Genomic DNA, 25,454 nt, shown 5'->3' on the forward strand with positions numbered 1-25,454 from the left:
AAATAAACAATTATGCCTAAAATAATTGAACCAATCCAACTAATTAATCCTATTTTCGTAACTAATTTTTCCCAATCACCAATCCAAAAGTACAGAATGATTAAATGAACAATAACTAAAGGTACTGAAATTATTGCTAATAGTTTTTTTAACATATTTATCCCTCCAAGCATTATTATACTATTATTCTTGGAAAATTTTCCAACACCTTTGCCTTCCAATAGCAACAATCTTTTAGAAAAGAGCCAAATTTTTAGACGTATTTTGTTGTATATTGGTCAGACAAATATAAATGTTTGAGTAGCTTTTGTTTCGGTAATGAAAGTAGTACAATGTTGATTAAGTTAGTAGTCATCAGTTAGGAGATTAAGTAATGGACTTTGATACAATTAAGGAATACTTAACGCTTGAAGGTGTGCTTGAACTTTTAAAAGAATATCAATCATTTGGCATTATACCGGGATTATTACTTCCTATTCTTGAAGCATTTATTCCAATTTTACCTCTTTTTGCTTTCGTTATGGCAAATGCTGCAGCATTTGGCTTATGGCTAGGGTTTCTAATTTCGTGGGTCGGGTCATGTGTAGGGGCGATTATTGTTTTTCTTATCTTTCGTCGATATGGACAAGCTCGCTTCTTGAATTTTATAAGTAGACATGCTCAAATTCGAAAGATTATGACTTGGGTTGAACGTCATGGGTTTGGTCCACTGTTTTTAATGCTATGCTTCCCATTTACTCCGTCAGCTGCTATTAATGTTGTTGCTGGCTTATCTAGGGTCAGTATGTCACAATTCGTATTAGCAGTTTTAGCAGGAAAAATGGTGATGATCTTTATGATGAGCTTTATAGGAGCTGACTTTATCTCCTTTATAAAACAGCCTACAAAAGCTATTGTTGTTTTAATTGTTGTTTTTGTATTATGGATTGTGGGAAAACAAATAGAGAGACGTCTAAATGTTCGTACAAATCAGTAGTAAAAATGAAGAGAGATTTTCTTTTCTGAATTCATGATTTCGATTTTGTAGAATATATGTTAAAATAAGGATAAAATTAGCAGGTTTTGCTAATCTCTCTAGAAGCCTTACATGTTCTTTACCTCACTTTAATCTGTTGATTTCCCTGTTTTCTGAAAAGTTATGAATGTTTTGGACAATTCTCTACTACATATGTTAGTAAAAGGATTGTTTAATTCATCGCTTTTGCACATGCTTTACGAATACGACGTGCTTGTCGTCAAGTAAAAGGGGGCTATGCATAGTATGAAGGCAAGCCTGTTCTTATGAACGTTCATACTATGTGGTAGGAGATGAGATTAAAAGATAAGGTGGCAATTATTACAGGCGCTGCAAATGGATTAGGCTTTGAAGCTGCACGAATTTTTGCAAAAGAAGGGGCAAAAGTAGCACTCGTTGATTATGATCAAGCTTTAGGTGAAGAGAAAGCAAAGGTTTTACGAAATGAAGGTGGAGACGTCACGTTCTTTCAAGTTAATGTGGCAGATCGTGATAATGTAGATGGAATGGTAGAAGAAGTAGTAGAAGCCTACGGCAAGATAGACATTTTAGTTAACAATGCCGGAATTACCAGAGATGCAATGTTAACTAAGCTAACAATGGAAGACTTTCAAGCAGTTATTAACGTTAACTTGACCGGTGTTTTTAACTGTACACAAGCTGTTGTCCCTCATATGGTGGCTCAAGGTAGAGGGAAAATTATTAGTACCTCATCTGTTTCAGGCGTATATGGGAATGTTGGACAAACCAATTACGCAGCGGCAAAAGCTGCGGTCGTAGGAATGACTAAGACTTGGGCGAAAGAACTTGGGCGTAAAGGAATCAACGTAAATGCCGTTGCGCCAGGGTTTATCGAAACGAACATGGTAGCTGCTGTTCCAGAGAAAGTCATTAATCAAATGAAGTCGACGATTCCGCTTCAAAGATTAGGACAGCCTTCTGATATTGGCTATGCATACTTATATTTAGCATCAGATGAATCTAATTATGTAAACGGAACCGTATTACATGTCGATGGTGGAATTATGATGTAATAGGAAAAATAAACCGTTTTGGCAATGAGCCAAAACGGTTTATTTTATTGGATTTCTTTACGCAAGTCCAGTAAAATAAATGGTAACAAAAAGGATAAAAATCGATAAAAGTATAGAAAAAGAACTTGTTGAACGTCACGTTTTTTTTGTGGCGTTCAAATTCGTTAGGGGTGAACAAGATGCTACAGTTTATGCTGGGTAGGTCTGGAAGTGGTAAAACAACAGCGTGTTTAAATGCTATTCGCCAAGAATTGGTGCGAGAGCCACTGGGCAACCCAATTATTTATATTGTTCCAGAGCAAATGACCTTCCAATCAGAGTATGAGCTTATCCAAACGCCGGGATTGGGCGGGATGATGAGAGCTCAAGTTTATAGTTTTACGCGTTTGGCGTGGCGAGTTCTCCAGGAAGCAGGCGGCATTAGCCGTTATCATATTGATCAAACGGGCATGCATATGATGCTCAGAAAAATTATAGAGCAACAAAAAGAAGAGCTCACTTTATTTGCAGCAGCATCTGAAAAAGAAGGGTTTATTACAAAGCTAGAACAAATGTTGAAAGAATTTAAGCAGTATGGATTAGAGCCTGAATCGTTAGGGGCTCTGCAACAAGAGTTTAAAGACAATAACGAGCACGTGCTAGCGGACAAGCTGCATGATTTAGGAATTATATATCAAGAACTAGAAAAGCAGCTGCTAATGAAATATGTAGATAGCGAAGATTATTTAAAACTATTAGCTGAAAAAATTCCGCTTTCCTCATATTTAAAGAAAGCGGTTATTTATGTCGATGGATTTCATCATTTCACAAAGCAAGAACTAGATGTCTTAGTTGAACTTATGAAAGCTTGTTCAGATGTAACTGTCGCATTGACCGGAGATCATACACAAGCAAGTTATATACCAACTGATTTGCAGCTCTTTAGATTAACTGGAGAAACATATAGAGAATTAACAACAGCAGCACTAGAACATGGAATTGAAATAAAAGACCCTGTTTTATTAAAGGATAATATTCGCCATGCAAACAGCCCAGAGCTGTCTCATTTGGAGAAGTATTATGATGAGCGTCCAGCTGCTGAATTTTCTCAAAAGCCAACTCACATTTCTTTATATCCTGCTGTGAGTCGTCGTGCAGAGGTAGAAGGAATTGCAAGAGAAATTCAGCTACTAGTTAAAGACTCCAATTATCGGTATCGAGATATTGCTCTAGTTGTTCGAAATAAAAATGACTACGGCGAATTAATTGAAACCGTATTTCGTGATTATGAAATTCCATACTTTATTGATCAAAAAAGAGCAATGTTCCATCACCCAATCATTGAGTTTATTCGTTCCAGTTTAGAGGTAGTGAGTGGTTCGTGGCGCTATGAAAGTATTTTTCGTGCTATTAAGACGGATATGTTTTTTTCGATAGAGGCTGAGGTTGAAGCATTGAGAGAAGGTATGGATCAATTTGAAAACTACGTATTAGCATACGGGATTCAAGGTACTAAGTGGACGAATGGTGAAAGGTGGAAATACCGAAAATATCGTTCATTAGAGGATATGAATCTACCAAAAACGGATGAGGAAGTACAGTTTGAAGAAAAAATTAATGAGCTAAAAGAACTTGTTGTAAACCCACTTATGAAACTACAGCAGGCCTTAAAGAAAGGAAAGACGGGAGAGGAAAAAGCAAAAGCTCTTTATCTCTTTTTGACAGAGCTAAGCATCCCACAAAAAATTGAGAAGCTTCGTGACCATTGTGAAGAAAATGGAAAGGTACAGGAAGCACGGGAACATGAACAAGTATGGAAAGCTGTCTTAAACCTGTTTGATCAATTTGTAGAAATGATGGGAGAAGAAAAAGTGTCCATCAAGCTATTTGCTGAGCTTTTTGAGACAGGATTAGATAGCATGCAGTTTGCTATTGTCCCACCATCCCTTGACCAAGTCCTTGTTGCAAGCTTTGAACGCTCTCGTTTTTCTAATATTAAAGCTACCTTTATCGTAGGTGTGAACGATGGTGTAATACCAGCTAAGCCGCAGGGAGACAGTATTTTATCTGATCAAGACCGCGACGAATTATTCAAATCAGGTGTGACGCTAGCTCCAACTGGTAAGCAGCAGCTGTTTGATGATCAGTTCTTGATTTATTTAGCGCTTGTAAGTTCTGAAGAAAAGTTATATATCAGCTACCCACTAGCGAATGATGAAGGGAAGTCTTTGCTTCCGTCTTTAGTTATTAACCGACTGAAAGAGCTCTTTCCACTACTTGAAGAAACGTTGTTAATGAATGATCCTACAAGTTTAGAAGAGGAAAAGCAGCTTGACTATATTGCGAATCCGTTGTCTACGATGGCTTATTTAGCAAGTAACTTACAGGCTTGGAAACGACATTATCCAATGAGCGATGCATGGTGGGACGTTTATAACTTTTATATGACTTCAGACTGGAAAACGTATAGTCAAAGAGTTCTGAGCAGCTTATTTTATCAAAACGATGCAAAGCGATTAAGTAAAAAGACGAGTGAGCGCTTGTATGGAAAACATATTCAAGCAAGCGTATCACGCATGGAGAAGTTTGAAGCCTGTCCTTATTCGCATTTTGCTTCTCATGGCTTAAAGCTGAAGGATCGAAAAGTATTTCAGCTAGCGGCACCTGATATTGGTGAGCTTTTTCACGCAGCGTTAAAGCATATTTCGGATAAGTTACGAACTGGTGAGAAAGATTGGAAGCAGTTAACGAAAAAAGATTGTCAATCCCTTTCAGCCACTGCAGTTCAAGAATTAGCGCCGCGCTTACAAAACGAAATATTGCTGAGCTCGAATCGTCATCAATATCTCGCATATAAGTTACAGCAAGTAATTGAAAGAGCGTCGATTGTATTAAGCCAACATGCAAGAGCGAGCGGTTTTGTACCAGTTGGACTAGAGTTAGGATTTGGTCCTAATGCAGAGCTACCTTCCATGACCTTTACGCTTCCAAATGGGCATACGATGGAGCTAGTCGGACGAATTGATCGAGTGGATAAAGCAGAAAGCTCTAAAGGGATACTACTTCGGATTGTCGATTATAAATCGAGTGACAAAGCGTTAAATTTACTGGAGGTCTATTATGGACTTTCACTTCAAATTCTCGCATATTTGGATGTAGTGGTAACTCACGCTGAGCAGCTTTTGAAAACTAACCAAGGTGCTTTACCTGCAGGTGTTTTATATTTCCACGTTCATAATCCGATGGTTAATAGTACAAATAGTCTGAGTGAAAATCAGATTGAAGAAGAAATCTTTAAGAAATTTAAGATGAAAGGCTTACTGCTAGGTGATGAAGAAGCGGTTCGCCTAATGGACGAAACGCTTGAGTCCGGTCATTCACAAATTATCTCAGCTGGTATTAAAAAAACAGGTGGTTTCTATGCGAATTCTTCTATTGCATCTGAAACGGACTTTACACATCTTAGACAATATGTACGTAAAAAGTTTGTGGAGGCAGGGACAGAAATTACCGAAGGTAAAATTGACATTGCTCCCTATAAACTTAAAGATAAAACACCGTGTGCTTTTTGTGACTATCGTTCGATTTGTCAATTTGATGAAGCATTAAGCGAAAATGAATATCGTCAGTTAAGAAATGAAAATCAAAATAGCATTCTAGAAAAAATACGAGAGGAGGATAAGCATGAGTCAGGAACGAATGAGTAAGCCAGCGGATTCGCAGTGGACAGATGACCAGTGGAAAGCCATTGTATCATCTGGGCAAGATATTTTAGTAGCAGCCGCCGCAGGTTCAGGGAAAACAGCTGTGTTAGTTGAGCGTATTATTCGAAAAATTATCGATCCTGAAAATCCAGTGGACGTCGACCGTTTGTTAGTCGTAACGTTCACAAACGCTTCAGCAGCAGAGATGCGTCATCGTATAGGAGAAGCTTTAGAAAAAGAGTTAAAGGTAAATCCATCTTCCTTACATTTAAGAAGACAGCTACACTTACTAAACCGATCGTCTATTTCAACTCTTCATTCATTTTGTCTGGAAGTTATTCGCACCTATTACTATATGATTAACTTAGATCCAGGTTTTCGAATCGCAGACGATACTGAAGCGGAACTCTTAAGAGAAGAAGTATTAGACGAGCTTTTTGAAGAGCAGTATAGCCTTGAAGGTAATCAATCATTCTTTGAATTGGTGGACCGCTATACGAGTGACCGTCATGACTTGGACGTGCAGCATATGGTTCGCAGATTATACGATTTTGCTCGTTCTAATCCAAATCCAAATAGGTGGTTAGATATGCTCCTTCGCCAATATAGCATTGATGAAGAAGCTACAATTGACTCTCTTCCATTTATGAGTTTTTTAATGGACGAAGTGAAAAAGCAGCTGAGCGGTGTTCAAGCTATGCTAAACCAAGCCTCTAGGCTCACAACCATGCCTGGAGGTCCAGCCCCAAGAAAAGTAAATATTGAAGATGATTTAGCTCAGGTTAACCGTATGCTTGCAGCTGGCACTTTTGCTGAGCTACATGAACATATGCAAATTCTTAGCTTTACGCGTTTAAAGCCGTGTAAAGGTGACGAGTATGATGTTGCCTTACTTGATGAGTTTGGAGAGCTTCGTAAAAAAGCAAAAGCAGCTCTTGAAAAATTGCAAGGTGATTTATTTTCTCGTCCGCTCAGTGGATACATGAGTGACTTTCAGAAAATGTATCCTGTAGTAGAAGTTCTCGTATCGCTTGTAAGGAAGTTTGGTAATCGCTATGAAGCAGAAAAGAGAGCGAAAGGGCTCGTGGACTTTTCAGACTTAGAACATTATTGCTTGCAAATTTTAAGCCATTCTGTAGATGGAAGGGTTGAACCTTCTGAAGTCGCTTATAAATATAAAACGCAGTTTGTTGAGGTTTTAGTAGATGAATACCAAGATACGAATATGGTACAAGAGACCCTCATTCAGCTTGTGACGCATAATGATGGTAAAAATGGTAACCTTTTTATGGTTGGTGACGTCAAGCAATCTATTTATCGCTTTCGTTTAGCAGAACCGTTTCTGTTCCTTGGAAAATATAAAACTTTTACACATGACGGTCGAAAAAATGGTATGAAAATTGACTTGAATAAAAACTTCCGCAGTCGCTCTGAGATTATCGATGCGACCAACTTTATCTTTCAGCAGTTAATGGATGAAGAAGTTGGCGAAATCGCCTATGACAATGATGCATCTTTGAAGCTAGGAGCATCGTATCCTAGCAGTAGTGAGATGGAGTCTGAACTTTTGCTCATTTCCAAGGAAGGTGGAGCAGAGGAAGAAGAGTCGGATTTAGTAGAGTTTTCAGAAGCAGAGCTAGAAACAGCTCAGCTAGAAGCTCGCGCAATGGCTCGGAAGATAAAACAGCTTGTTCAAGATCGTTTTCAAGTATACGATCGTAAGCTAGATGTGATGCGAAACGTAACGTATCGAGATTTTGTTATTTTACTGCGTTCTATGCCTTGGGCACCACAAATTATGGAAGAGTTTAAGCAAGAAGGAATTCCTGTTTATGCAGATCTTTCATCAGGGTATTTTGATGCAACGGAAGTAATGATGATGATGTCTTTATTAAAAGTCATTGATAATCCATATCAAGATATTCCGCTTGCTTCTGTATTGCGTTCTCCAATTGTAGGCTTGTCAGATGAAGAGCTTGCTTTAATTCGTGCTGAGGATAAGAAGGGAACGTACTATGAAGCGATGAAAAATTATGTGCGCATATCTCCTGAAGGAAATCTTCAAGAAAAGCTTCATCATTTTGCCATAAAGCTTAGTGAGTGGAGAACAAAAGCACGTCAAACTTCTTTATCTACACTTATCTGGCAAATTTATCGTGATACAGGATTTTATGAGTTTGTAGGAGGTCTGCCTGGAGGTAAGCAGCGTCAAGCAAACTTAAGAGCTTTATATGACCGTGCACGTCAATATGAAGCGACGTCGTTTCGAGGCTTATTCCGCTTTCTACGGTTTATTGATCGTATGAAAGAGCGTGGAAATGATTTAGGAACGGCAAGGTCTTTAGGTGAGCAAGAAGATGTTGTTCGTTTAATGACAATCCATAGCAGTAAAGGTTTAGAGTTTCCTATTGTTTTCGTAGCTGGATTGAATCGTAAATTTAATCTAATGGATTTAAATAAATCTTATATTCTAGATAAAGAACTTGGCTTCGGTTCTAAATATATTGATCCAAAGCTTCGTATTACGTACCCAACGTTGCTTCAGCAAGTAATGAAACAAAAAATGAAAAAAGAAAGCATTGCCGAAGAGATGCGTGTTTTATATGTAGCGCTGACACGTGCTAAAGAAAAATTAATTTTAGTAGGAACTGTAAAAGATGCTGAGGCTCAAATGAAAAAATGGAGTCACGTGTTGACCCATGATCAATGGGAACTGCCGGCTTATATGCGTGTAGATGCAAAGTCTTATCTTGATTGGATTGGTCTTGCTCTGGCCAGACATCGTCACTTCGAAAAATGGATACCAGAAGAACAAAGAGCGGTGTTGCAAGAGGTGTATGAGCACAGCTCCAAGTGGGAAATTCAAACGATCCAAGCGGCGGAGCTATCTGAACAGCTTGTTGAAGAACAATTGGAGCATGAAGAACTGTTAGCTGCGGTACAAAAAGGTGATCAAGTTCATATTGAAAGTATCCATAAAGAACGCATTGAAGAGCGATTACGTTGGGAGTATGGTCATTTAGAAGCAACAACACATCGCTCTAAGCAATCTGTTTCTGATTTAAAGAGACAGTACCAAGCGAGCGGTGAAGAACAAGAAAGTCAGCTTATAACAGGCTTTAAGTCAACCATTGAAGATCGCCCGGCCTTTATGCAGTCGCATTCATTAACCGCAGCAGAACGTGGAACAGCTGTGCATACAGTGATGCAGCATTTACCATTTAAGGGATCGTTAACAATTGAAGCCGTACAAGAGCTTATTGATTCCCTCGTTACCAATGAAATTTTAACAACTGAGCAAGCAGAAAGTATTAACCCTTCTGACATTGCTCAATTTACGGAAAGTTTCATTGGACAACAGCTCAAAGAAGCAGAAAAGGTTTATCGTGAGCTGCCGTTTAGCTTAAATGTTTCAACGGAAGAAGTATACGGGTGGAACGATAATGAAGCAATTTTAGTCCAAGGGATTATAGATTGCTTATATGAATGGAATGGTCAGCTAATCCTCGTTGATTACAAAACCGATGATATAAAAAATCGCTTTAGCAATGACTTTAACAGCGCTGAAGAAATCTTGAAAAACCGCTATGAAGTGCAGCTGAAGCTGTATCGAAAAGCGGTAGAAACCATCGTGAAAAAGCCGATAGCACATAGCTATTTATATTTTTTAGATGGTGGACATGTAATAGAAATAGAAGAGTAAAAAGAAGGCGAGCTTTTCGTCTTCTTTTTGTCAAGAAAAGGTGGGGAGCACATGAGGTTATTACATACGGCCGACTGGCACTTAGGGAGAACCTTAGAAGGTAGGAGCAGAATTGAAGAACAAGCTCAGTTCTTAGATGAGTTAGCTCAAATTGTAAAGGAAGAAAAAATCGACGCAATTTTAATGGCCGGTGATGTATTTGATACCGTTAATCCGCCCGCAGCAGCAGAGCAATTATTTTATGATAGTATGTCGAAGCTGAGTGAAAAAGGTAAGCGTCCAATTATTGTAATTGCGGGTAACCATGATAATCCCGATCGCTTATCTGCAGCCTCTCCGCTTGCATTTGAACAAAATATTACGCTCATAGGTTTACCGACAACTGATGTACAAGAGATTTACCTTCCAACTGTTGAAGAAACGTTAAAAGTAGGTGCACTTCCTTATCCATCAGAATCAAGATTAAAGGAAATGTTGGCTGAGGAAGACGATGAATTGTTGCTTCGAAACTCATATGATGAGCGAGTAGGCGAAATCTTTTTAAAGATGAGCTCACATTTTACAAACGACAGTGTAAACATTGCCATGAGTCATATCTATGTTGCGGGAGGAAGCTCAACAGATTCTGAACGGCCAATTGAAGTAGGTGGAGCGTATGCGGTGGCAGCGTCAAGCCTTCCAGCGGCAGCTCAGTACGTAGCGCTTGGGCATCTTCACCGACCGCAGGACATCAAGCGAGCTTCTACAAAAGCTCGTTATTCGGGTTCACCCCTTGCCTATAGCTTTTCTGAATCAGGCTATACCAAATCCGTAACGATACTCGATGCTAAGCCGGGAGAAGAAGTGAAGGTAACGGAAATTCCTTTATCAAGCGGAAGACCACTTACAAGATGGAAAGCGAAAAACGGTATCGCAGAAGTGTACCAGTGGCTGGATGAAGGAAAAGATAGCACTGCTTGGATTGATTTAGAGATTCACTTAGAAGATGCATTGTCTCTTGAAGAAATTCACCGATTACGTAAGCTGCACAAAGGGTTCATTCATATCCGACCGGTTTTTAAAGAGGAAGAAACTGTTCAAGTTCAACAAGAACAGCGAAACGTTCCAATCGAAGAGTCGTTTGCTAAATTCTATCGGAAGCAAACGGGGGGAGCGACACCAAGCGACGAGTTGGTTCAACTCTTTTTATCATTGATTCATACACGAGAAGCAGAAGAGGAGGAGTAGAAGATGAAGCCAATTACGTTAACAATAGCAGGCTTGCACAGCTTTAGAGAAAAACAAGTTATCGATTTTACAAGCTTATGTTCTGGCGGTGTGTTCGGTATTTTTGGTCCAACAGGCAGTGGTAAATCTTCTATTTTAGATGCGATGACTCTTGCGCTTTACGGCAAAGTAGAAAGGGCAGCTAACAACACGCATGGCATTTTAAATCACGCCGAAAACGAAGTGAAAGTTGCTTTTACGTTTGAATTAGAAAATGCAAATCATAAAAAGCGCTATACCGTCGAGCGTAGCTTCAAGCGTTCAGATGAAATGCGAGTAAGGTCAGCAACCAGCCGTTTTATTGAAGTAGGAGATGAAACAATCGTACTGGCTGATAAAACAAATGACGTAAACCAGCAGGTTCAGTCGCTATTAGGTTTAACAATCGACGACTTTACGCGCGCTGTTGTATTGCCACAAGGGAAATTTGCTGAGTTTTTATCATTGAAAGGCACGGAGCGCCGTCAAATGCTGCAGCGTTTATTTAATTTAGAGCAGTACGGTGATCAACTTAACAAAAAAATTCGTTCAAATGTTCAGCTATTAAAAGGTGAAATTGATACGATTTCTGCAGAGCAGACGGGATTAGGGGAAGCATCAGAGGAAAGTGTTAAGCAAGCAGAGCAGGTCCTTCAAGAGCGTATCATTTTGCTGGAAAAGCGTGAGTGCGAACTGAAAGACATTGAAAAGTTGTACGATGAACAAACTGCGATTTGGAATGATATGCAAATCAAACATGAATTAGAAGAAACGTTAAAAGAATTAAATGAGCAAGAGCTGCTTATAAATGAGAAGCGAAAACAAGTAGCTATAGCTGAAGAAGCAAAAAAATTGTTGCCATATCTAAACGCGTACGAGCAGCTTACGGTGAAAAAGCAAAAGACTCGTCAAAACGTATCAGCTATTCAAGAGAAGCTGCGTACCCAGTATGATAAGTATGAAAAAAGCCAGGTGGCGTATGACCAAGCACGGTTAACGAAACAGCAAGAACAGCCAAAGCTCTTTATTCGGAAAGAACAGTTAGAGCAAGCGAAAAAAATTCAAGAACTGATACAGGAGCTAGAAAAGAACTACGTTGAAAAGCAAGCAGCATATAACCAGGCCTCAGCTGATGTAAAAGAGAGTTTGGAAGTGCTACAAAAGCTTGAAGCACAGTTAGAAAAAGGGAAATTGCTTCAAAGTAGCTTGAAAAAAGAATTAGAAACGGTAAAAGTTTCTGACACAGAGCGTGAACAAGTTTATGAAGCTGCAATAAAAGCAGAAAAAGCAGTGGAATTAAAGAGAGTTATAAAAGAACAAGAAGAAAAAGTACAGAAAAAGCAGTTAGAGCTGAAAGCAACTGAAGCAAACATTGAAAAACAAAAAGAGTTAAAACAAAGTCAAGCTTCTCAAGCACAAAAGCTATTTGTATCCACTCAGCGCACGTATCATATCGTTTGTGAGCGTGAACGTGAATTTGAACAGCTTTTTAGCTCGGTAAATCGTCAATTACAGTCACTGCGTGAGCAACAAATGAAGGAAAAGGTTAACCACTTAGCTCACCAGCTAGCCGATGGTCTCAGTGAAGGAAAACCATGTCCAGTGTGCGGTTCAAATGACCACCCTTCACCTGCAGTATCTAATGAGGTACACACCAACTTACAATTGGATGAACAGATTACCAGTTATGAATCAGAGAAGCATATACTAGATGAGCAAAAGCAAGAGTACGGAGCGTTAAAACTTCGCTTAGAGCAGCTTCATTCAATGTTACTCGATGCTTACCCCGAGGTCGCTGATACGAAGTATGACTTGCCGGCTATCCAGCCGTTAGAAGAGAATGGCGGTGAATACAGCACTAGGTTAAAAATTGAGCTGAAAGCCTTACAGCAAGATTACATTGAAGTTCGCGAGAAGCAATCAGACTTGTTACAGCGCTATAAACAAAGTGAAAAGCAGCAGCAAGATTTACTGTTTAGCAAGCAGCAACTCATAAAAGAGGTGGAAAATTTTACTGAAGAGTTAAGTAAGCACAACGACCATCAGGATACGCTTATTAAAGAATGGCATCAGCTATATCCACATCTAGAGATGAATAACATTCATGAAGTTCAAGAAAAAATGAAATTGCGAATTGCAGAGGAGCGAACACTTGTTGAACGCATCAATAAAAGCTATCAGTTTTTTGATGAACACCAACTTAAAATTGCGCATACAAGAGAAGGGTATGATCAAGCAACGCGTAAGAGTGTTCAGTTAGAAGCAGAACAGAAAAACCTTCATCAAGCCCTCCAAGAACAAAAAAGCATGCTTACGGAACTTTCAAAAGCAGGAGATGTAGCGTCAGAGCTAAAAGAGGTTGAACAGCGCATTCGTGAGCTAGATCAAACGGAGAATGCCTGTTATGAAACGCTAAATGGTATGCAAGTGACCTATCAAAAGCTACAGGCAAATGAGCATGCAGAGCGTAAAGCATTAGAAGATTTGACAGAACGGTATGAAGAAGTTAAAAAACAATGGGAAGAGCAGCTTCAACCGTCAGGCTTTACAGAAAAAGAGGAAGTAAAAAAAGCAGTTCAAACAAGTGATGATATACAGAAATTAACTGAAGAAATTCAAGAGTTTGAGGATAAGCTAAAACAAGCCAAAGCTGACATAGCTAAAGTTGAGAAAAAACTTAATGGTAAAGCTATAACTAAAGATAAGTGGGAAGAAACTAAATCTCTGCTGGTAAACAGAAAAGAAGCGGTTAGCGAAGCAAATCAGCTAAAGGGTGGAGCAGAAGAGACCTTAAAAGATATGTTAAAGAGACATGAACGCTTTAACGAGCTTGAAAAGCAAAGGGTAGAGAAAGAAACTTTGTTTGAACAGTATCAAAAGCTACAGTCTGTGTTTAAAGGTAATACGTTTGTTGAGTATATGGCTGAAGAACAGCTGATGGCGATTAGTCGAGATGCTTCAGAGCGATTAGCTATTTTAACACGTCACCGCTATGCAATTGAAGTGGATTCTCAAGGTGGATTTATTATGAGAGACGATGCTAACGGTGGAGTTAAGCGCCCGGTCTCAACTCTTTCAGGAGGAGAAACATTCTTAACGTCTCTTGCATTAGCCCTATCATTATCTGCACAAATCCAGCTTCGGGGAGAGTACCCTTTACAATTTTTCTTTTTAGATGAAGGATTTGGAACACTGGATGGAGAGCTTCTCGATACGGTTGTGACGGCTTTAGAAAAGCTACAGTCCGATAACCTATCAATCGGAGTTATTAGTCACGTGCAAGAGCTTCGAGCACGCTTACCTAAGCGTTTAATTGTACAGCCTGCTGATGCTACTGGTATGGGAACACGAGTAGCCGTTGAAACGTTATAAAGGGAAAGGTTGAAAAGCAGTGGGGAAAAAAGATCGTCACGTTGGCTGGTGCGAATTATGTGAACGAGAAGATGTTGAAATTACCGTTCATCATCTCACTCCCAAAGAAATGGGAGGGACATTTGAGCCTACTGCTAACCTTTGTATTCCGTGTCATAAGCAAATACATGCGCTTTATACGAATGCAGAATTAGCGGTTCGCTTAAATACAATTGCTCTACTAAGAGATGATCCACAGATTCATTCATTTATAAAGTGGATTCAAAAGCAGCCATCTTCACGAGTGCCTAAAATTAAAAAGTCGAATGAACGAAAAAAAAGATAAAAAAACAGCTGACATTTCAGCTGTTTTTTTATGCATTGGCAACGTTGTTTTGATCTGCAAAATCGGGATCAAGCGTATTTGTTCCAGAGATTCCGGTATTGGTATTGACGAAGTTACCGGTGTTAACTGCTCCTGAGCCCGTACTCGTTTTTGATGAGCTTTTTGGGGACACATAAAAGGTATCTCCAAACGTTACAACACCGCCACCCACGCTTGTAATACTAACAGGACCGATTAAAGCTGGCATAATCTCCACCCTTTATTATCGTGATAATAATCTAGTGTATGATGAAGCGGTAAGATTTGTTCATCTTGTTGCATCGTCTTGAAGGGTGTCTTGAAGTTCACTGGCTGTTGTACTTAGCTGTTTTTCTAGGCCGATATCAGGAGTTTGTGGTGTATCTCCTTCAAGTTGGCGGATATGTTTAATTCGTGCTTCCGCATCAATGGTACATGTGGAGCCCACATGAATAACTGAAGAGAATGAGCATCCTCGAATAGTAACGCGGTCCACTTTAATAAGTGGGGCAGTATTATTTACTTGCATATTGATAAACTCATTTATTGGCTGTGGTATAGGCTCATTAAAAACATCGTAAGAATTGAAATCTCCTTCACGTCCATAAAATAAAGGATATTCCCGCTTTATTGCTAGGACACGCGTCTTTAATACTATATGAGTAGAATCTCCAATCTGGCATAATGAGGATGATAAAAGAGAATTTAATGTCAAATGATTGACTTGAGAAATTCTAGATAGCATAAAAAAGTCTCCTTTATGAAAGAGATAGTGGAACGTAAGGACCAATAATAAGAGATTCCGCTGGTGTATCAAATGTTGCTGATAAATTGATATAGTGAGCGTCTCCAATTAAAAATACAGAGGATGAAGATACGCCGGTGATATCAATGTTTCCAACCATTAATTCTCGATTGATGACGGTATAGTTCATTGGTTGTGACCGCCTTTCTTTAAGGAATCGGGTAAATAAGTTAAGAAAGCATCGATGCCTTTTTTGATATCTTCATAAATTTTCTCTATAATTTGGGGCTTAATTGCTTCAAAGTTTTGTTCTAATTCTTCAGGTTGAACTTGATTTAGATAATAGGTAATACGTTGTTCTAACTGCTTTTTTACGTCTTCAATTATAAAGTCGTAGTACGCTCCTTCAATGGTCATAGAGCGCTGGTCAAGAACATGCTGAACCATTGAATAGCCGTGTTGGTCAAGTTCAGACGTCATAGATGCGTATATATCTTCAACCCAATGTTTCAGCGTATTACGATCAAGTGGCTTTAGACTCGGGTTTTGTGGTCCTTGCTGTGGAAGCGTAATTTCAGGAGTTTGATTATTTATGATAATGTCTTCTAGATTGTCTGGTGTAAGCGGGTTTAAGCCAATGTTTAATGTGCCATCAAGGGAGTCGATTTTTAGTTGTTCAAATTTATATTCAATTTTTTCAATATTAATAGGCGTTTGTTCTTCTAAATCTTTTAACTGTTGCTCTAGTTTTTGAACGGTTGATTCAAGGGTAGCAACTCGCACTGATAGCTGTTCAATATAACGATGCATTTGCTGTGTATAGTCCATGCTTTTCATATTTGGCACCTTCTTTCACCCTGTATGCAAATTGTCATTTAAAGATGATATATTTTATACATATGGTGAAGAAGTTATGAACATGTCAGTTGTTCGGCCGAACAGGTGGGGTGAGCGACTGAGAATAAGGTGCTGGAGCGGCTGAAGATTGTGTCGGTGTGAAAGTAGATGGAGAAACTGAGCCGAGAATCCCTTTTTTTTGTTCATCAGGGGCTGGTCCAGTAAAGCCACCTGTATTAAATAAGTTAGAGTTAGGTTTAATGATGCCTGCGCTGCCGATTTGTAATACAGATGAGTTACTGACAGCACTTACTTTTAAACTTTGGATACAAATGCTTTGATTTACATAGAAGTTCAATGGAGATAGCTCCTTTCTGTTAAAACTTAAGCATTAGCGGTAATGTTTTGGTCACTCAAATCACTATCTTGAACGTTCGTTGCGCTTTGTTGGTTAATGACATGCAGGCGGTCTCCAGTATTAAACGATCCCGCTCCAGCAAATGTTTTAGCTGTTGAAATGGGAGCAATACTATATACATCGCCAATATGCAGAACTCCAGAAGAACCGACACTGTTTACGTTGACAACACCGACGATGGCTGGCATAAGCAAACATCCTTTTTCATTATAGTCTCTTATCATGGTATGAAAAGAATGTTAAAAAGTTCTTTCTGTTCATATGTATTCATATTTAAAGCGATATATGGCAGATATGTGAAAGTGATAAGCGCATTGTTGTTTGGTGCTTATGTGCAGTGGTGAGAAGGCTTGTATTCGTGGTATGATATGGAATGAAAGGAGTGGATACGATGATTCATTTACATGTAACATTATGGACATTATTGTTGATTGGTTTTGTGGTAGCGGTTGTTTTAACGAAGTCTGGTAAAGGAAGAGGCGCAAAGATTGTACATATGATTACTCGTCTGTTGTATGTGCTTGTGTTGTTATCAGGTGCTCATTTGCTAGCAGACTGGTATCAGTTTAAAGGACAAGCTCTTATTAAAGGATTGGCTGGGGTTCTAGTGCTAGTTGGTATGGAAATGGTACTTGTTAGAACGAAAAAAGCCAAAGCAACGGGAGGTGCATGGGCACTTCTAATCGTAGCGCTTGTGCTAGTATTCTATTACGGATATGTTGTTTTAGGTTAAAAGCTGCTGATATAGGCAGCTTTTTTTGTTATTTGAAAGAGGGAAGGACGCATGCAACTGGGGTGATTTCCACTCCGGATTGTTCGCTTTCCACGGGGCTCGCTTTGAACTTCCTCGTCATTACGTTCCTGCGGGAAATAGAGGGAAAACTGAGATCCCGCAGCGCAGCGAGGAAGCTCAGGTTCCTCCCCGCGGAAAGCGAGTGGCCGTAGCGCAATGGAACGAACGTGTTCTGACAACGTAAAGAGGTGAGAAAAGGGAGTGTTCGTCTTTTGGAAAATCTGTTTTGTTATGTCCCATCCTCTTCACGTTATCTATTTATCATTTATACTGCTTGTTATACATCCTTATTTTAGATTGCGTTTAACAAAGAAATCGTACGGAACAAAGGATTCTTTCCGTACAATTGTATGGGCCCGCTAATGTCATGGGTGTGTTGTATTCTTTGTTTTGCTTATTGATGTATGATTGTACTTCTGCAGCTTAGTGAAGAATTAAATTCATTGAGCGATTTCCGTCGCTTAACGTGTATTCGAAGCGGTCTAAACCGTTTTCGCCACGTTCAAATAAGTGTTGAACGGAACAAATGATTTCTTCATTATCAAAGATTAGAAAGTTTGCTCCTTTTGTATCTTTATCTTCTGGCAGGAAACAAAGCGTATTGTGACAATAGATACAGTCATAAAGTGAGATATTTAATGAATTTAAGTGGGTTGTAAGGGTGTGAAACGCTTCTTTTTTTAGGTGTTTCAGTAATTGCTCATATGCGTATGGAAGCTTTCTTGTTACGCGAAGCTTATCACCATTTTTAATTCGATAAATCATGTTGTGAATCTTAAATTGGTGGTCTGAGACGAATAGTCCCTTTTCCCAACTCATATTGACGTATAGCTCAACGGATTCGTTTAAGATATCGTTTAGCATAGATGCTTCATCTGTTTCTTCATCAAAGAAAATCCATTCTGAATCAATGTATTCAACAGTTCCCGTCATAAAAGAACGGGGCTGATTTTGTAGAATAGAATGTTTTGAATCACTCTTCATTTTACAAACCTCCATATACAAAATTGTTATTTGTTTGTATTTCCTAAAACAAAGGCGTTTATAACCAAAATAATTGAAATAAAATAGATGGACAAATCAACTGTGTGAATTCCATGCATACAATGGCATTATTTCATTCATTACAAAGCGCGTAAGGAAAGGATGATAACTAATGTGTGGTATCACCGGATGGGTTGATTTTAAACGGTCCTTGTTAGGTGAACAAGGCATCGTTAAAAAAATGGCGGAAACATTAGAAAAGCGAGGTCCTGATGATACAAACGTGTGGGTTCAACAGCATGCGGCGTTTGGGCATAAGCGATTGGTTGTGGTAGATCCACAAGGTGGCAAGCAGCCGATGACTAGACAGAAAGAGCAAAAAGAATATACGATTTGCTATAATGGTGAGCTTTATAATACAGAAGATATTCGCAAAGAGTTATTGAAGCGAGGGTATGAATTCCAAGGGCACTCTGACACGGAAGTACTACTAACAGCTTATGTTGAATGGAAAGAGGAGTGTGTGGACTATTTCAACGGAATTTTTGCTTTTGCTATTTGGGATGCGTCTGAAGAAAAGTTATTTATCGCACGTGACCGTCTAGGCGTCAAGCCTTTATTTTATCGATCGTATGATGGTGGAATACAATTTGCATCAGAATTAAAAGCGATTTTAGCTCACCCAGAAGTACCAGCTGAAATTGGCTTAGATGGATTAGCTGAAGTGTTAGGATTAGGCCCTTCACGCTCTCCAGGGCACGGTGTTTTTAAAGGAATTGATGAATTAAGGCCTGCTCATGCAATGACGCTAAGTAAAAGTGGACTTAAAGTGTGGAGATATTGGAATGTGAAAAGTGCAAAGCATACAGATTCATTAGCAGAAACAACGGAAAGAGTAAAGTTTTTAGTTGAAGATGCGATTGTGCGTCAATTAGTATCGGATGTTCCAGTGTGTACATTTTTATCAGGTGGAGTAGATTCCAGCGCCATTACAGCAATTGCAGCTAATTCATTTAAAGAGAATGGGAAAGGTCAGCTTCATACGTATTCGATTGATTATGAAGACAATGACAAATTCTTTAAAGCAAATGAATTTCAGCCGAACTCAGACTATACGTATATTCAGCTCATGTCTGATACCTTTCAAACCAATCATCATCGTTGCGTTATATCAACGGAAGACCTTGTGCATCATTTAACAGAAGCTGTAATTGTACGTGATTTGCCTGGAATGGCTGACGTAGATTCCTCATTATTATGGTTTTGTAGAGAAATTAAGAGGGATTTTGTTGTTGGATTATCTGGAGAATGTGCAGATGAAATCTTTGGGGGATATCCGTGGTTTCATCGCCAACACGACCTGCAATCCGATACGTTTCCTTGGATGCGTTCTTTAGAAGGACGAATGAACTTGCTACAAGATTCTTGGAGAAAGAAACTTAATTTAGAAGAATACGTAAGAGCTACCTACGATAAGACGATTAAAGAAGTGCCTGAACTAGATGGAGAATCAGGTGAAGATGCGCAGCGCCGCAAATTATTTTATTTAAACATGGTTTGGTTCATGACAACTTTATTAGACCGAAAAGATCGCATGAGTATGGGAGCTAGTTTGGAAGTACGGGTTCCGTTTGCTGATCATAGACTAGTAGAATATGCATGGAACATTCCTTGGGATATGAAAATGGTTGGTAATAAAGAGAAGGGGATTTTGAGAAAAGCATTAGAAGGGGTTTTACCACATGATGTTTTATATCGTAAAAAGAGTCCTTATCCTAAAACCCATAATCCAGCCTATACAAAAGCGGTAACGCTCTGGTTGGAGTCGCTTTTAGGAGACAAATCTTCAGCGCTTCATGAATTCTTTAATCGTGAGCAATTAAACGCGATTATTAAATCCGGTGGAGAAGACTTTAAAGTGCCTTGGTTTGGTCAATTAATGACAGGACCTCAGCTGCTTGCTCACCTAGCACAAATTCACGTGTGGTTTGCGCATAATAACATTCAAATTAAAGAGTAAAGTTATATAGCCTTTTGATTCAGAAATTTCTACTGAATCAAAAGGCTTTTTATATGGCGTGCTAGAGACGTCTATTTTGTAAAAGAGTGAGTAGTTAAACTACTTGCTCTTTTTTGTGTCTAAAAACACAAAAAAATTGAATTTTTTTACAAAAAATACAAACTTTGTTCTTAATTATTTAGTGATAACGATTACATAACATGTTTTTGAAAAAAAACTTATTTTTTATTGAAATTAGCTTGAATTTTTTGAAAAATCATCATATGATATTAAACATAACATACAATGTAATAAAATCTTACATTTAAACAGGGGGAACGATGAATGAAGAAGGTGGAAGCAATTATCCGTCCAGAAAAGTTTCAATCGTTACGTGAGAAGTTAGAAGAAGTGGGGATTAACGGTTTAACCGTTTCAGAAGTTGCCGGTTGTGGTCAACAAAAGGGAGAGCAAGGGTTGTTTCGAGGTCAGAGCTTCGAAATTAAACTCGTTCCTAAAGTAAAGGTTGAAATGGTCGTAGAAGCAGAACATGTTGATGAAATTATCAAAATCGTTCAATCTACTTGCTCAACAAACCAAATTGGTGACGGTAAGATTTTTGTCTATTCAGTTGAAGATGCGGTTCGTATTCGCACAGGCGAAGCGGGTTTACAAGCGATATTATAAAAACAGTGTGAAAGGATGATCATTGTATGAAGAAGAAAATAGGTACCTTATTAATGTTAGGTTTGTTGACATCGACAACAGCTTACGCAGCAGATCCAACGGTAGAATCGGTCAGCGCTTCGATTGATATGATGTGGGTCATGTTTGGAGCGGTGTTAGTATTCTTGATGCATGCCGGCTTTGCCATGGTAGAGACAGGTTTTACACGTTCTAAAAACGCATTAAACATCTTGATGAAAAATATGCTAACAGTGGCAATTTCGTCGGTCTTATATTTTGTTATTGGTTTCGCTTTAATGTTTGGAGATTCAAGCGGCGGCTTTATTGGAACAAGTGGCTTTTTCTTAAATGGTCAAAGCGATCAAATGAGTTTCTTTGTATTCCAAATTGTATTTGCTGCTACATGTGCAACAATTATCTCAGGTGCTGTTGCAGAGCGTATGAAGCTATCAAGCTACATCTTGTTAACGATTGCGATGGTAGCCGTTATTTATCCAGTTGTAGGCCACTGGATCTGGGGTGGTGGCTGGTTATCGGAACTAGGATTTGTGGACTTTGCAGGTTCCACGGTTGTTCACTTAACAGGTGCATTAGGAGCGGTTGTTGCAGTTTCATTTTTAGGAGCGCGTCTTGGTAAATACGGTAAAGATGGTTCTGTAAATGCAATTCAAGGACATAACATCCCTCTTGGAGCGTTAGGTGTATTCATTTTATGGTTTGGCTGGTTTGGATTTAATGGTGGAAGTACACTGGCTGCTGATCCATCATTAGTGCCTTCAATTATTGCCACAACGTTAATGTCAGCATCTTGTGGAGTATTATCTTCAGCACTTTATACGAAATTACGTTACAAGCGCATTGATGCAAGCTTAACGTTAAACGGTGCTTTGGCTGGGTTAGTTGGTATTACAGCAGGAACAGCAAATGTATCTATTCCAGGTGCAATCGTGATCGGTTTAATCTCTGGTGTAATCCTTGTTGAAGCTGTTAATATTATTGATAGTAAAATGAAGTTGGATGATCCCGTTGGAGCGATTACAGTTCATGGCGTATGTGGAATTTGGGGAACATTAGCAGTTGGGTTATTCGATACAGCAAATGGATTATTTTATGGTGGAGGCGCTCAATTACTTGGAGTTCAAGCGATTGGTATTCTAGCAGTTATGGCTTGGACAATGGGGACAGTTGGAATTTTCTTATTCGTCTTAACGAGAATTACATCCATACGTGTATCAAGCGAAGAAGAAATTGCTGGTTTAGATTTCGCAGAGCATGGCTCATCAGCTTACGAATTCCGTGAAAACTTATTATCTAAAGGAAGTGCAGATATCAATCCGGAATTTGGGTTAGGGCTAATTGATCGCTTGAACAGCGTCGGAAAAAGCTCTAGTAAAGTAAATAGCGGTGTGAAAGAATCGGTTTAGAAAGATATTAAGAGGCTGGGACATAAGTAATTCAGCCAATGATAAACCTGAACGATTGAGAGTTTCTCACTTTTAATCGTTCAGGTTTTTTGTTGATTGTGAAAACAATGTTGGAAACAGGGCGGAATGGAGCGTAGGACACTCGACTCCTGCGGGAAAGAGAGGGAAAACGGAGATCCCGCAGCGCAGCGAGGAAGCTCAGGTTCCTCCCCGCGGAAAGCGAGTGGCCGTAGCGCAATGGAACGAACGTGTTCAGACAAACCAAAAAGATTGGAACAGCTATTGTTCGTCTCTTAGAAGCAATCATTTTGTTATGTCCCAAACTCTTTTTTTATTGTGTTAATTAAGAGGGGATAAGAAAGCGTTGAGTTTAATTGTCAAAAGCGATACTCTAGAGGAAAGGCTCTATGACAGGGGAGATGAGGATTGGGGAGAAAAGTTATTAGCTTACTGTTAGGTTTGCTGTTTGTTAGCTTTATTCCGGTACAAGCCGATGCAAGAGAATCAATTAAAGATGAAATTATGTACTATGTAATGGTAAATCGTTTTCAAAATGGAGACGAGAGCAATGATGTAAAAATAGACTATAATAATCCTTTTAGCTTTTACGGTGGAGACATAAAAGGATTGGAAAATCGAATTCCGTATATAAAAGATATGGGGTTTACAACCATTATTATCACGCCAATTTTCAAGAATGATGAACGTGGGTATCATGGTTATAACGTTATCGATCATTATCAAATGGATGAACGCTTTGGAACCTTTCCACAATTGAAGGAATTTATCAAACAAGCTCATAAAGAAGACATGAAAGTGGTCATGGAGCTGCCTGTAACGGTCAGCGAGAAGCATCCTATGCTAGAAGATTTGAGTAAGGAGCAGTGGTTTACCGAGCAAGGAGAACGTGTAGAGCTACAAGTCAAGCAACCGGATGTGCAGAAGTACATAGAAGAAGTTGGAGAATGGTGGATTGAACAAACAAACTTAGATGGCTATTACTTTGCGGGTGTCGATGATTTTCCAGCAGCGTTTGTAAATCGGCTATCCCAGCAATTTCATAATAAGAAAGCAGGCTTTTATTTAATTGGTGAAGGTACGAAAGATTCCGATATAGAATCTCTCTCATGGGATTTATTTGTCAACCAAAAGCAGTCTAATGCACAGACACAACAATTAAGTAAAGGTGGTGCACTTCCTCAGCTAAGTTATCATTCAAACGAAGCGAGCGGTACGTTCTTAGACAATCCTCGTACTGAGCGTTTTACACGAACCGTACTAGATGCTAAGGAACACCCGGTGGTACGAACCAAACAAGCATTAGCGTATTTGTATTTGTCTTCTTCTGTGCCGATTGTTTATTATGGTACGGAAATTGCGCTAGATGGTGGAAAAGGAAGCGATGCACATCGGCTCATGAACTTTCAATCGAACCCTGAAATTATTGAGTATCTCACAAAGTTGGCAGGCGTGAGAGCTGAGCTTTTGTCCGTTCGCCAAGGAGATGTCACTCAGCTTTCAGATGATAAAGGAATGGGCGTGTACCTTCATAAAAGTAAGGGTGAAAAAACGTTGTTTGTTATAAATAATGATTCTCGCGTGCAAGTTGCTCAAATAGAAGAAAAAGAAATAGGTGAAGATCAAGAGTTGAGAGGTCTTATAGAAGGTGGCATCATTCGGTCTCAAGGTGGACAATATCATATTCAGTTAGATTCAGATTCTTCGAATATATATCGAATAGCTGAAGATAAAGGAGTTAATATATGGTATATTAGTATGATGGTTTTTGTTTATGGAGGCTTTTTGATTTTTTTGATTGCTGCTTCTAAAAAAAGAAAAAAAGATAAGTTAATCAATGCTGAAAAACAATAGGATTTTCGATCGTTTGATGATACTATTTGACTATAAAATGTCAGCGCTATCAAGTAATGGAGAGATGATCATATAGGAGGGGACATGCGGTGAGCGTAACAATAAAAGATGTAGCAAATTTAGCAAAGGTAGCTCCTTCTACAGTCTCACGCGTAATTGCAAATAGTTCAAGAATTAGTGAGAAAACAAAACAACGAGTACGCGCAGCGATGGAAGAATTAGGATACCACCCTAATATTATTGCTCGTAACTTAGCTAATAAAACAACAGAAGCAATTGGTATAGTTATGCCAAGTTCTGCTGGGAACGTTTTTCAAAATCCATTTTTCCCAGAAGTACTGCGTGGAATCAGTACAGGTGCTCATGAAAAAAAGCGAGCTATATATATGTCAACCGGTGAAGCAGAATCAGAAATTTTAAGAGAAGTAATGCAAATGGTACAAGGGAGAAGAGTAGACGGGCTGATTCTCTTATATTCTAAAATTGATGATCCAGTATTAGCATATTTAAAAGAACAAAACATTCCATTTGTCGTAGTGGGAAAACCGTTCAAAGATAGTGAGTATATCACATATGTAGACAACGATAATTTCAAAGCCGGGAAAGAAGCAACAGAATACCTAATTGAACTGGGGCATAACCGAATTGCGTTTATTGGAGGTAGTTTGGACCTTGTTGTAACGATTGATCGTTTAACAGGTTACGATAAAGCAATACAAGGAGCTGGGATTGCTTACCGTAGTGAATATGTCATTCATGAAGAATTTCTACAAGAAGGTGGAAAAGAAGCTGTTTGTGAGCTATTAAGCTTAGAGGAACGACCAACTGCTCTCGTTGTAGCAGATGATTTAATGGCTTTAGGTGTACTCAATACTCTTGATGCAATTGGAATTTCAGTTCCGGAAGATATGTCGATTATTAGTTTTAATAATGTATTAATTGCTGAAATGGCAAGACCTGCACTCACATCAATTGATATTAATATTTTTGAATTAGGATATCAGGCTGTACGTAGCTTGACGAAAAAAATCGAAGCTTCTTCTCAACCAATTGGTAAGCCCGTAATCAAACAACGCATATAAAACATCAGGCACCTCCGGTACGATAAATGTATCAATCAAAGGAGGTGCCATTATGTCTACAAACAAATTAACCATTGTTCCCGTCAAACTCGATCCTATTCCAGTTGAAATTTCTTCGAATCATTCTCTCCAATACACTGCTGAGCCAAGTTGTGTAATTAAAACCGCTGTGGCTGAAATTTCCTTCTTCAATGGCGTAGATGAGCGCATTATCCAAA

20 protein-coding genes are annotated in these 25,454 nt (G+C 38.9%); 13 read left to right on the top strand and 7 right to left on the bottom strand.

Annotated elements, in window-relative coordinates; translation table 11 throughout:
* Positions 1–373: 373 nt before the first annotated feature.
* The 7 genes from A2U94_RS16850 (at position 374) to hlpB (ending at position 14,377) form a co-directional block, all read left to right on the top strand.
* Positions 374–976, top strand: coding sequence for a TVP38/TMEM64 family protein (locus A2U94_RS16850; RefSeq protein ID WP_025911206.1), 603 nt, complete (start codon positions 374–376; stop codon positions 974–976).
* 332 nt (positions 977–1,308) lie between these two features.
* The gene (gene fabG, locus A2U94_RS16855; RefSeq protein ID WP_025911208.1) at positions 1,309–2,049 is read left to right on the top strand and encodes a 3-oxoacyl-ACP reductase FabG; all 741 of its coding nucleotides are present in this window, start codon (positions 1,309–1,311) and stop codon (positions 2,047–2,049) included.
* Positions 2,050–2,228: 179 nt separating this feature from the next.
* Positions 2,229–5,735 (top strand): helicase-exonuclease AddAB subunit AddB, encoded by a 3,507-nt coding sequence (gene addB / locus A2U94_RS16860; RefSeq protein ID WP_035321245.1) that lies wholly within the window; start codon positions 2,229–2,231, stop codon positions 5,733–5,735.
* Positions 5,713–9,435: a helicase-exonuclease AddAB subunit AddA gene (addA, locus tag A2U94_RS16865; RefSeq protein WP_025911211.1), complete on the top strand. Its 3,723-nt coding sequence runs from the start codon at positions 5,713–5,715 to the stop codon at positions 9,433–9,435. The genes addB and addA overlap by 23 nt, the downstream gene beginning before the upstream one ends.
* A 51-nt stretch (positions 9,436–9,486) precedes the next feature.
* Positions 9,487–10,662 carry an exonuclease SbcCD subunit D C-terminal domain-containing protein gene (locus A2U94_RS16870; protein WP_062954722.1) on the top strand — a complete coding sequence of 392 codons (1,176 nt, stop codon included), beginning with the start codon at positions 9,487–9,489 and terminating at the stop codon, positions 10,660–10,662.
* A gap of 3 nt (positions 10,663–10,665) precedes the next feature.
* Positions 10,666–14,052 (top strand): SbcC/MukB-like Walker B domain-containing protein, encoded by a 3,387-nt coding sequence (locus tag A2U94_RS16875; protein WP_025911213.1) that lies wholly within the window; start codon positions 10,666–10,668, stop codon positions 14,050–14,052.
* 19 nt (positions 14,053–14,071) lie between these two features.
* Positions 14,072–14,377, top strand: a complete 306-nt coding sequence (gene hlpB, locus A2U94_RS16880; protein ID WP_025911214.1) for an HNH nuclease-like protein HlpB — start codon at positions 14,072–14,074, stop codon at positions 14,375–14,377.
* 28 nt (positions 14,378–14,405) lie between these two features.
* Here the strand turns inward: hlpB and A2U94_RS16885 are convergent, their stop codons facing one another.
* The 6 genes from A2U94_RS16885 to A2U94_RS16910 form a co-directional block, all read right to left on the bottom strand.
* Complete coding sequence (locus A2U94_RS16885) at positions 14,406–14,624, bottom strand: spore germination protein (protein ID WP_025911215.1); 219 nt, start codon at positions 14,622–14,624, stop codon at positions 14,406–14,408.
* A gap of 60 nt (positions 14,625–14,684) precedes the next feature.
* Complete coding sequence (locus tag A2U94_RS16890) at positions 14,685–15,140, bottom strand: spore germination protein GerPE (RefSeq protein WP_025911216.1); 456 nt, start codon at positions 15,138–15,140, stop codon at positions 14,685–14,687.
* A gap of 13 nt (positions 15,141–15,153) precedes the next feature.
* On the bottom strand, positions 15,154–15,330 hold the full coding sequence (locus A2U94_RS16895; protein ID WP_025911217.1) for a spore germination protein GerPD: 177 nt from the start codon (positions 15,328–15,330) through the stop codon (positions 15,154–15,156).
* Entirely contained in the window at positions 15,327–15,977 is a 651-nt protein-coding gene (gene gerPC / locus A2U94_RS16900) for a spore germination protein GerPC (RefSeq protein ID WP_231882778.1), read from the bottom strand. The genes A2U94_RS16895 and gerPC overlap by 4 nt, the downstream gene beginning before the upstream one ends.
* 85 nt (positions 15,978–16,062) lie before the next feature.
* Entirely contained in the window at positions 16,063–16,335 is a 273-nt protein-coding gene (locus tag A2U94_RS16905) for a spore germination protein GerPB (protein WP_025911219.1), read from the bottom strand.
* Positions 16,336–16,361: 26 nt separating this feature from the next.
* Entirely contained in the window at positions 16,362–16,583 is a 222-nt protein-coding gene (locus tag A2U94_RS16910) for a spore germination protein (protein WP_025911220.1), read from the bottom strand.
* 203 nt (positions 16,584–16,786) lie between these two features.
* Between A2U94_RS16910 and A2U94_RS16915 the strand changes: the two genes are divergently transcribed.
* Positions 16,787–17,128, top strand: a complete 342-nt coding sequence (locus tag A2U94_RS16915) for a DUF1516 family protein (RefSeq protein ID WP_025911221.1) — start codon at positions 16,787–16,789, stop codon at positions 17,126–17,128.
* A 483-nt stretch (positions 17,129–17,611) separates the two neighbouring features.
* Here the strand turns inward: A2U94_RS16915 and A2U94_RS16925 are convergent, their stop codons facing one another.
* Positions 17,612–18,172, bottom strand: a complete 561-nt coding sequence (locus A2U94_RS16925) for a DUF2777 domain-containing protein (protein ID WP_025911223.1) — start codon at positions 18,170–18,172, stop codon at positions 17,612–17,614.
* Positions 18,173–18,344: 172 nt separating this feature from the next.
* On the opposite strand from A2U94_RS16925, the gene asnB reads away from it, so the two are divergent.
* The 5 genes from asnB to A2U94_RS16950 all read left to right on the top strand — a co-directional run bounded on the left by asnB (position 18,345) and on the right by A2U94_RS16950 (position 25,236).
* A complete protein-coding gene (gene asnB, locus A2U94_RS16930) occupies positions 18,345–20,192 on the top strand; it encodes an asparagine synthase (glutamine-hydrolyzing) (protein WP_025911224.1) in 1,848 nt (615 codons plus the stop codon).
* Positions 20,193–20,516: 324 nt separating this feature from the next.
* The gene (locus tag A2U94_RS16935; protein WP_025911225.1) at positions 20,517–20,858 is read left to right on the top strand and encodes a P-II family nitrogen regulator; all 342 of its coding nucleotides are present in this window, start codon (positions 20,517–20,519) and stop codon (positions 20,856–20,858) included.
* Between the two features lie 26 nt (positions 20,859–20,884).
* Positions 20,885–22,282: an ammonium transporter gene (locus A2U94_RS16940; RefSeq protein WP_025911226.1), complete on the top strand. Its 1,398-nt coding sequence runs from the start codon at positions 20,885–20,887 to the stop codon at positions 22,280–22,282.
* 426 nt (positions 22,283–22,708) lie between these two features.
* On the top strand, positions 22,709–24,154 hold the full coding sequence (locus A2U94_RS16945; protein WP_025911881.1) for an alpha-amylase family glycosyl hydrolase: 1,446 nt from the start codon (positions 22,709–22,711) through the stop codon (positions 24,152–24,154).
* Positions 24,155–24,243: 89 nt separating this feature from the next.
* Positions 24,244–25,236: a LacI family DNA-binding transcriptional regulator gene (locus tag A2U94_RS16950; protein WP_062954723.1), complete on the top strand. Its 993-nt coding sequence runs from the start codon at positions 24,244–24,246 to the stop codon at positions 25,234–25,236.
* The last annotated feature ends 218 nt before the right edge of the window (positions 25,237–25,454 follow it).

It is taken from the genome of Bacillus sp. VT 712, from assembly GCF_001614195.1.
GTDB classification, from domain to species: domain Bacteria; phylum Bacillota; class Bacilli; order Bacillales; family Bacillaceae_H; genus Priestia; species Priestia flexa.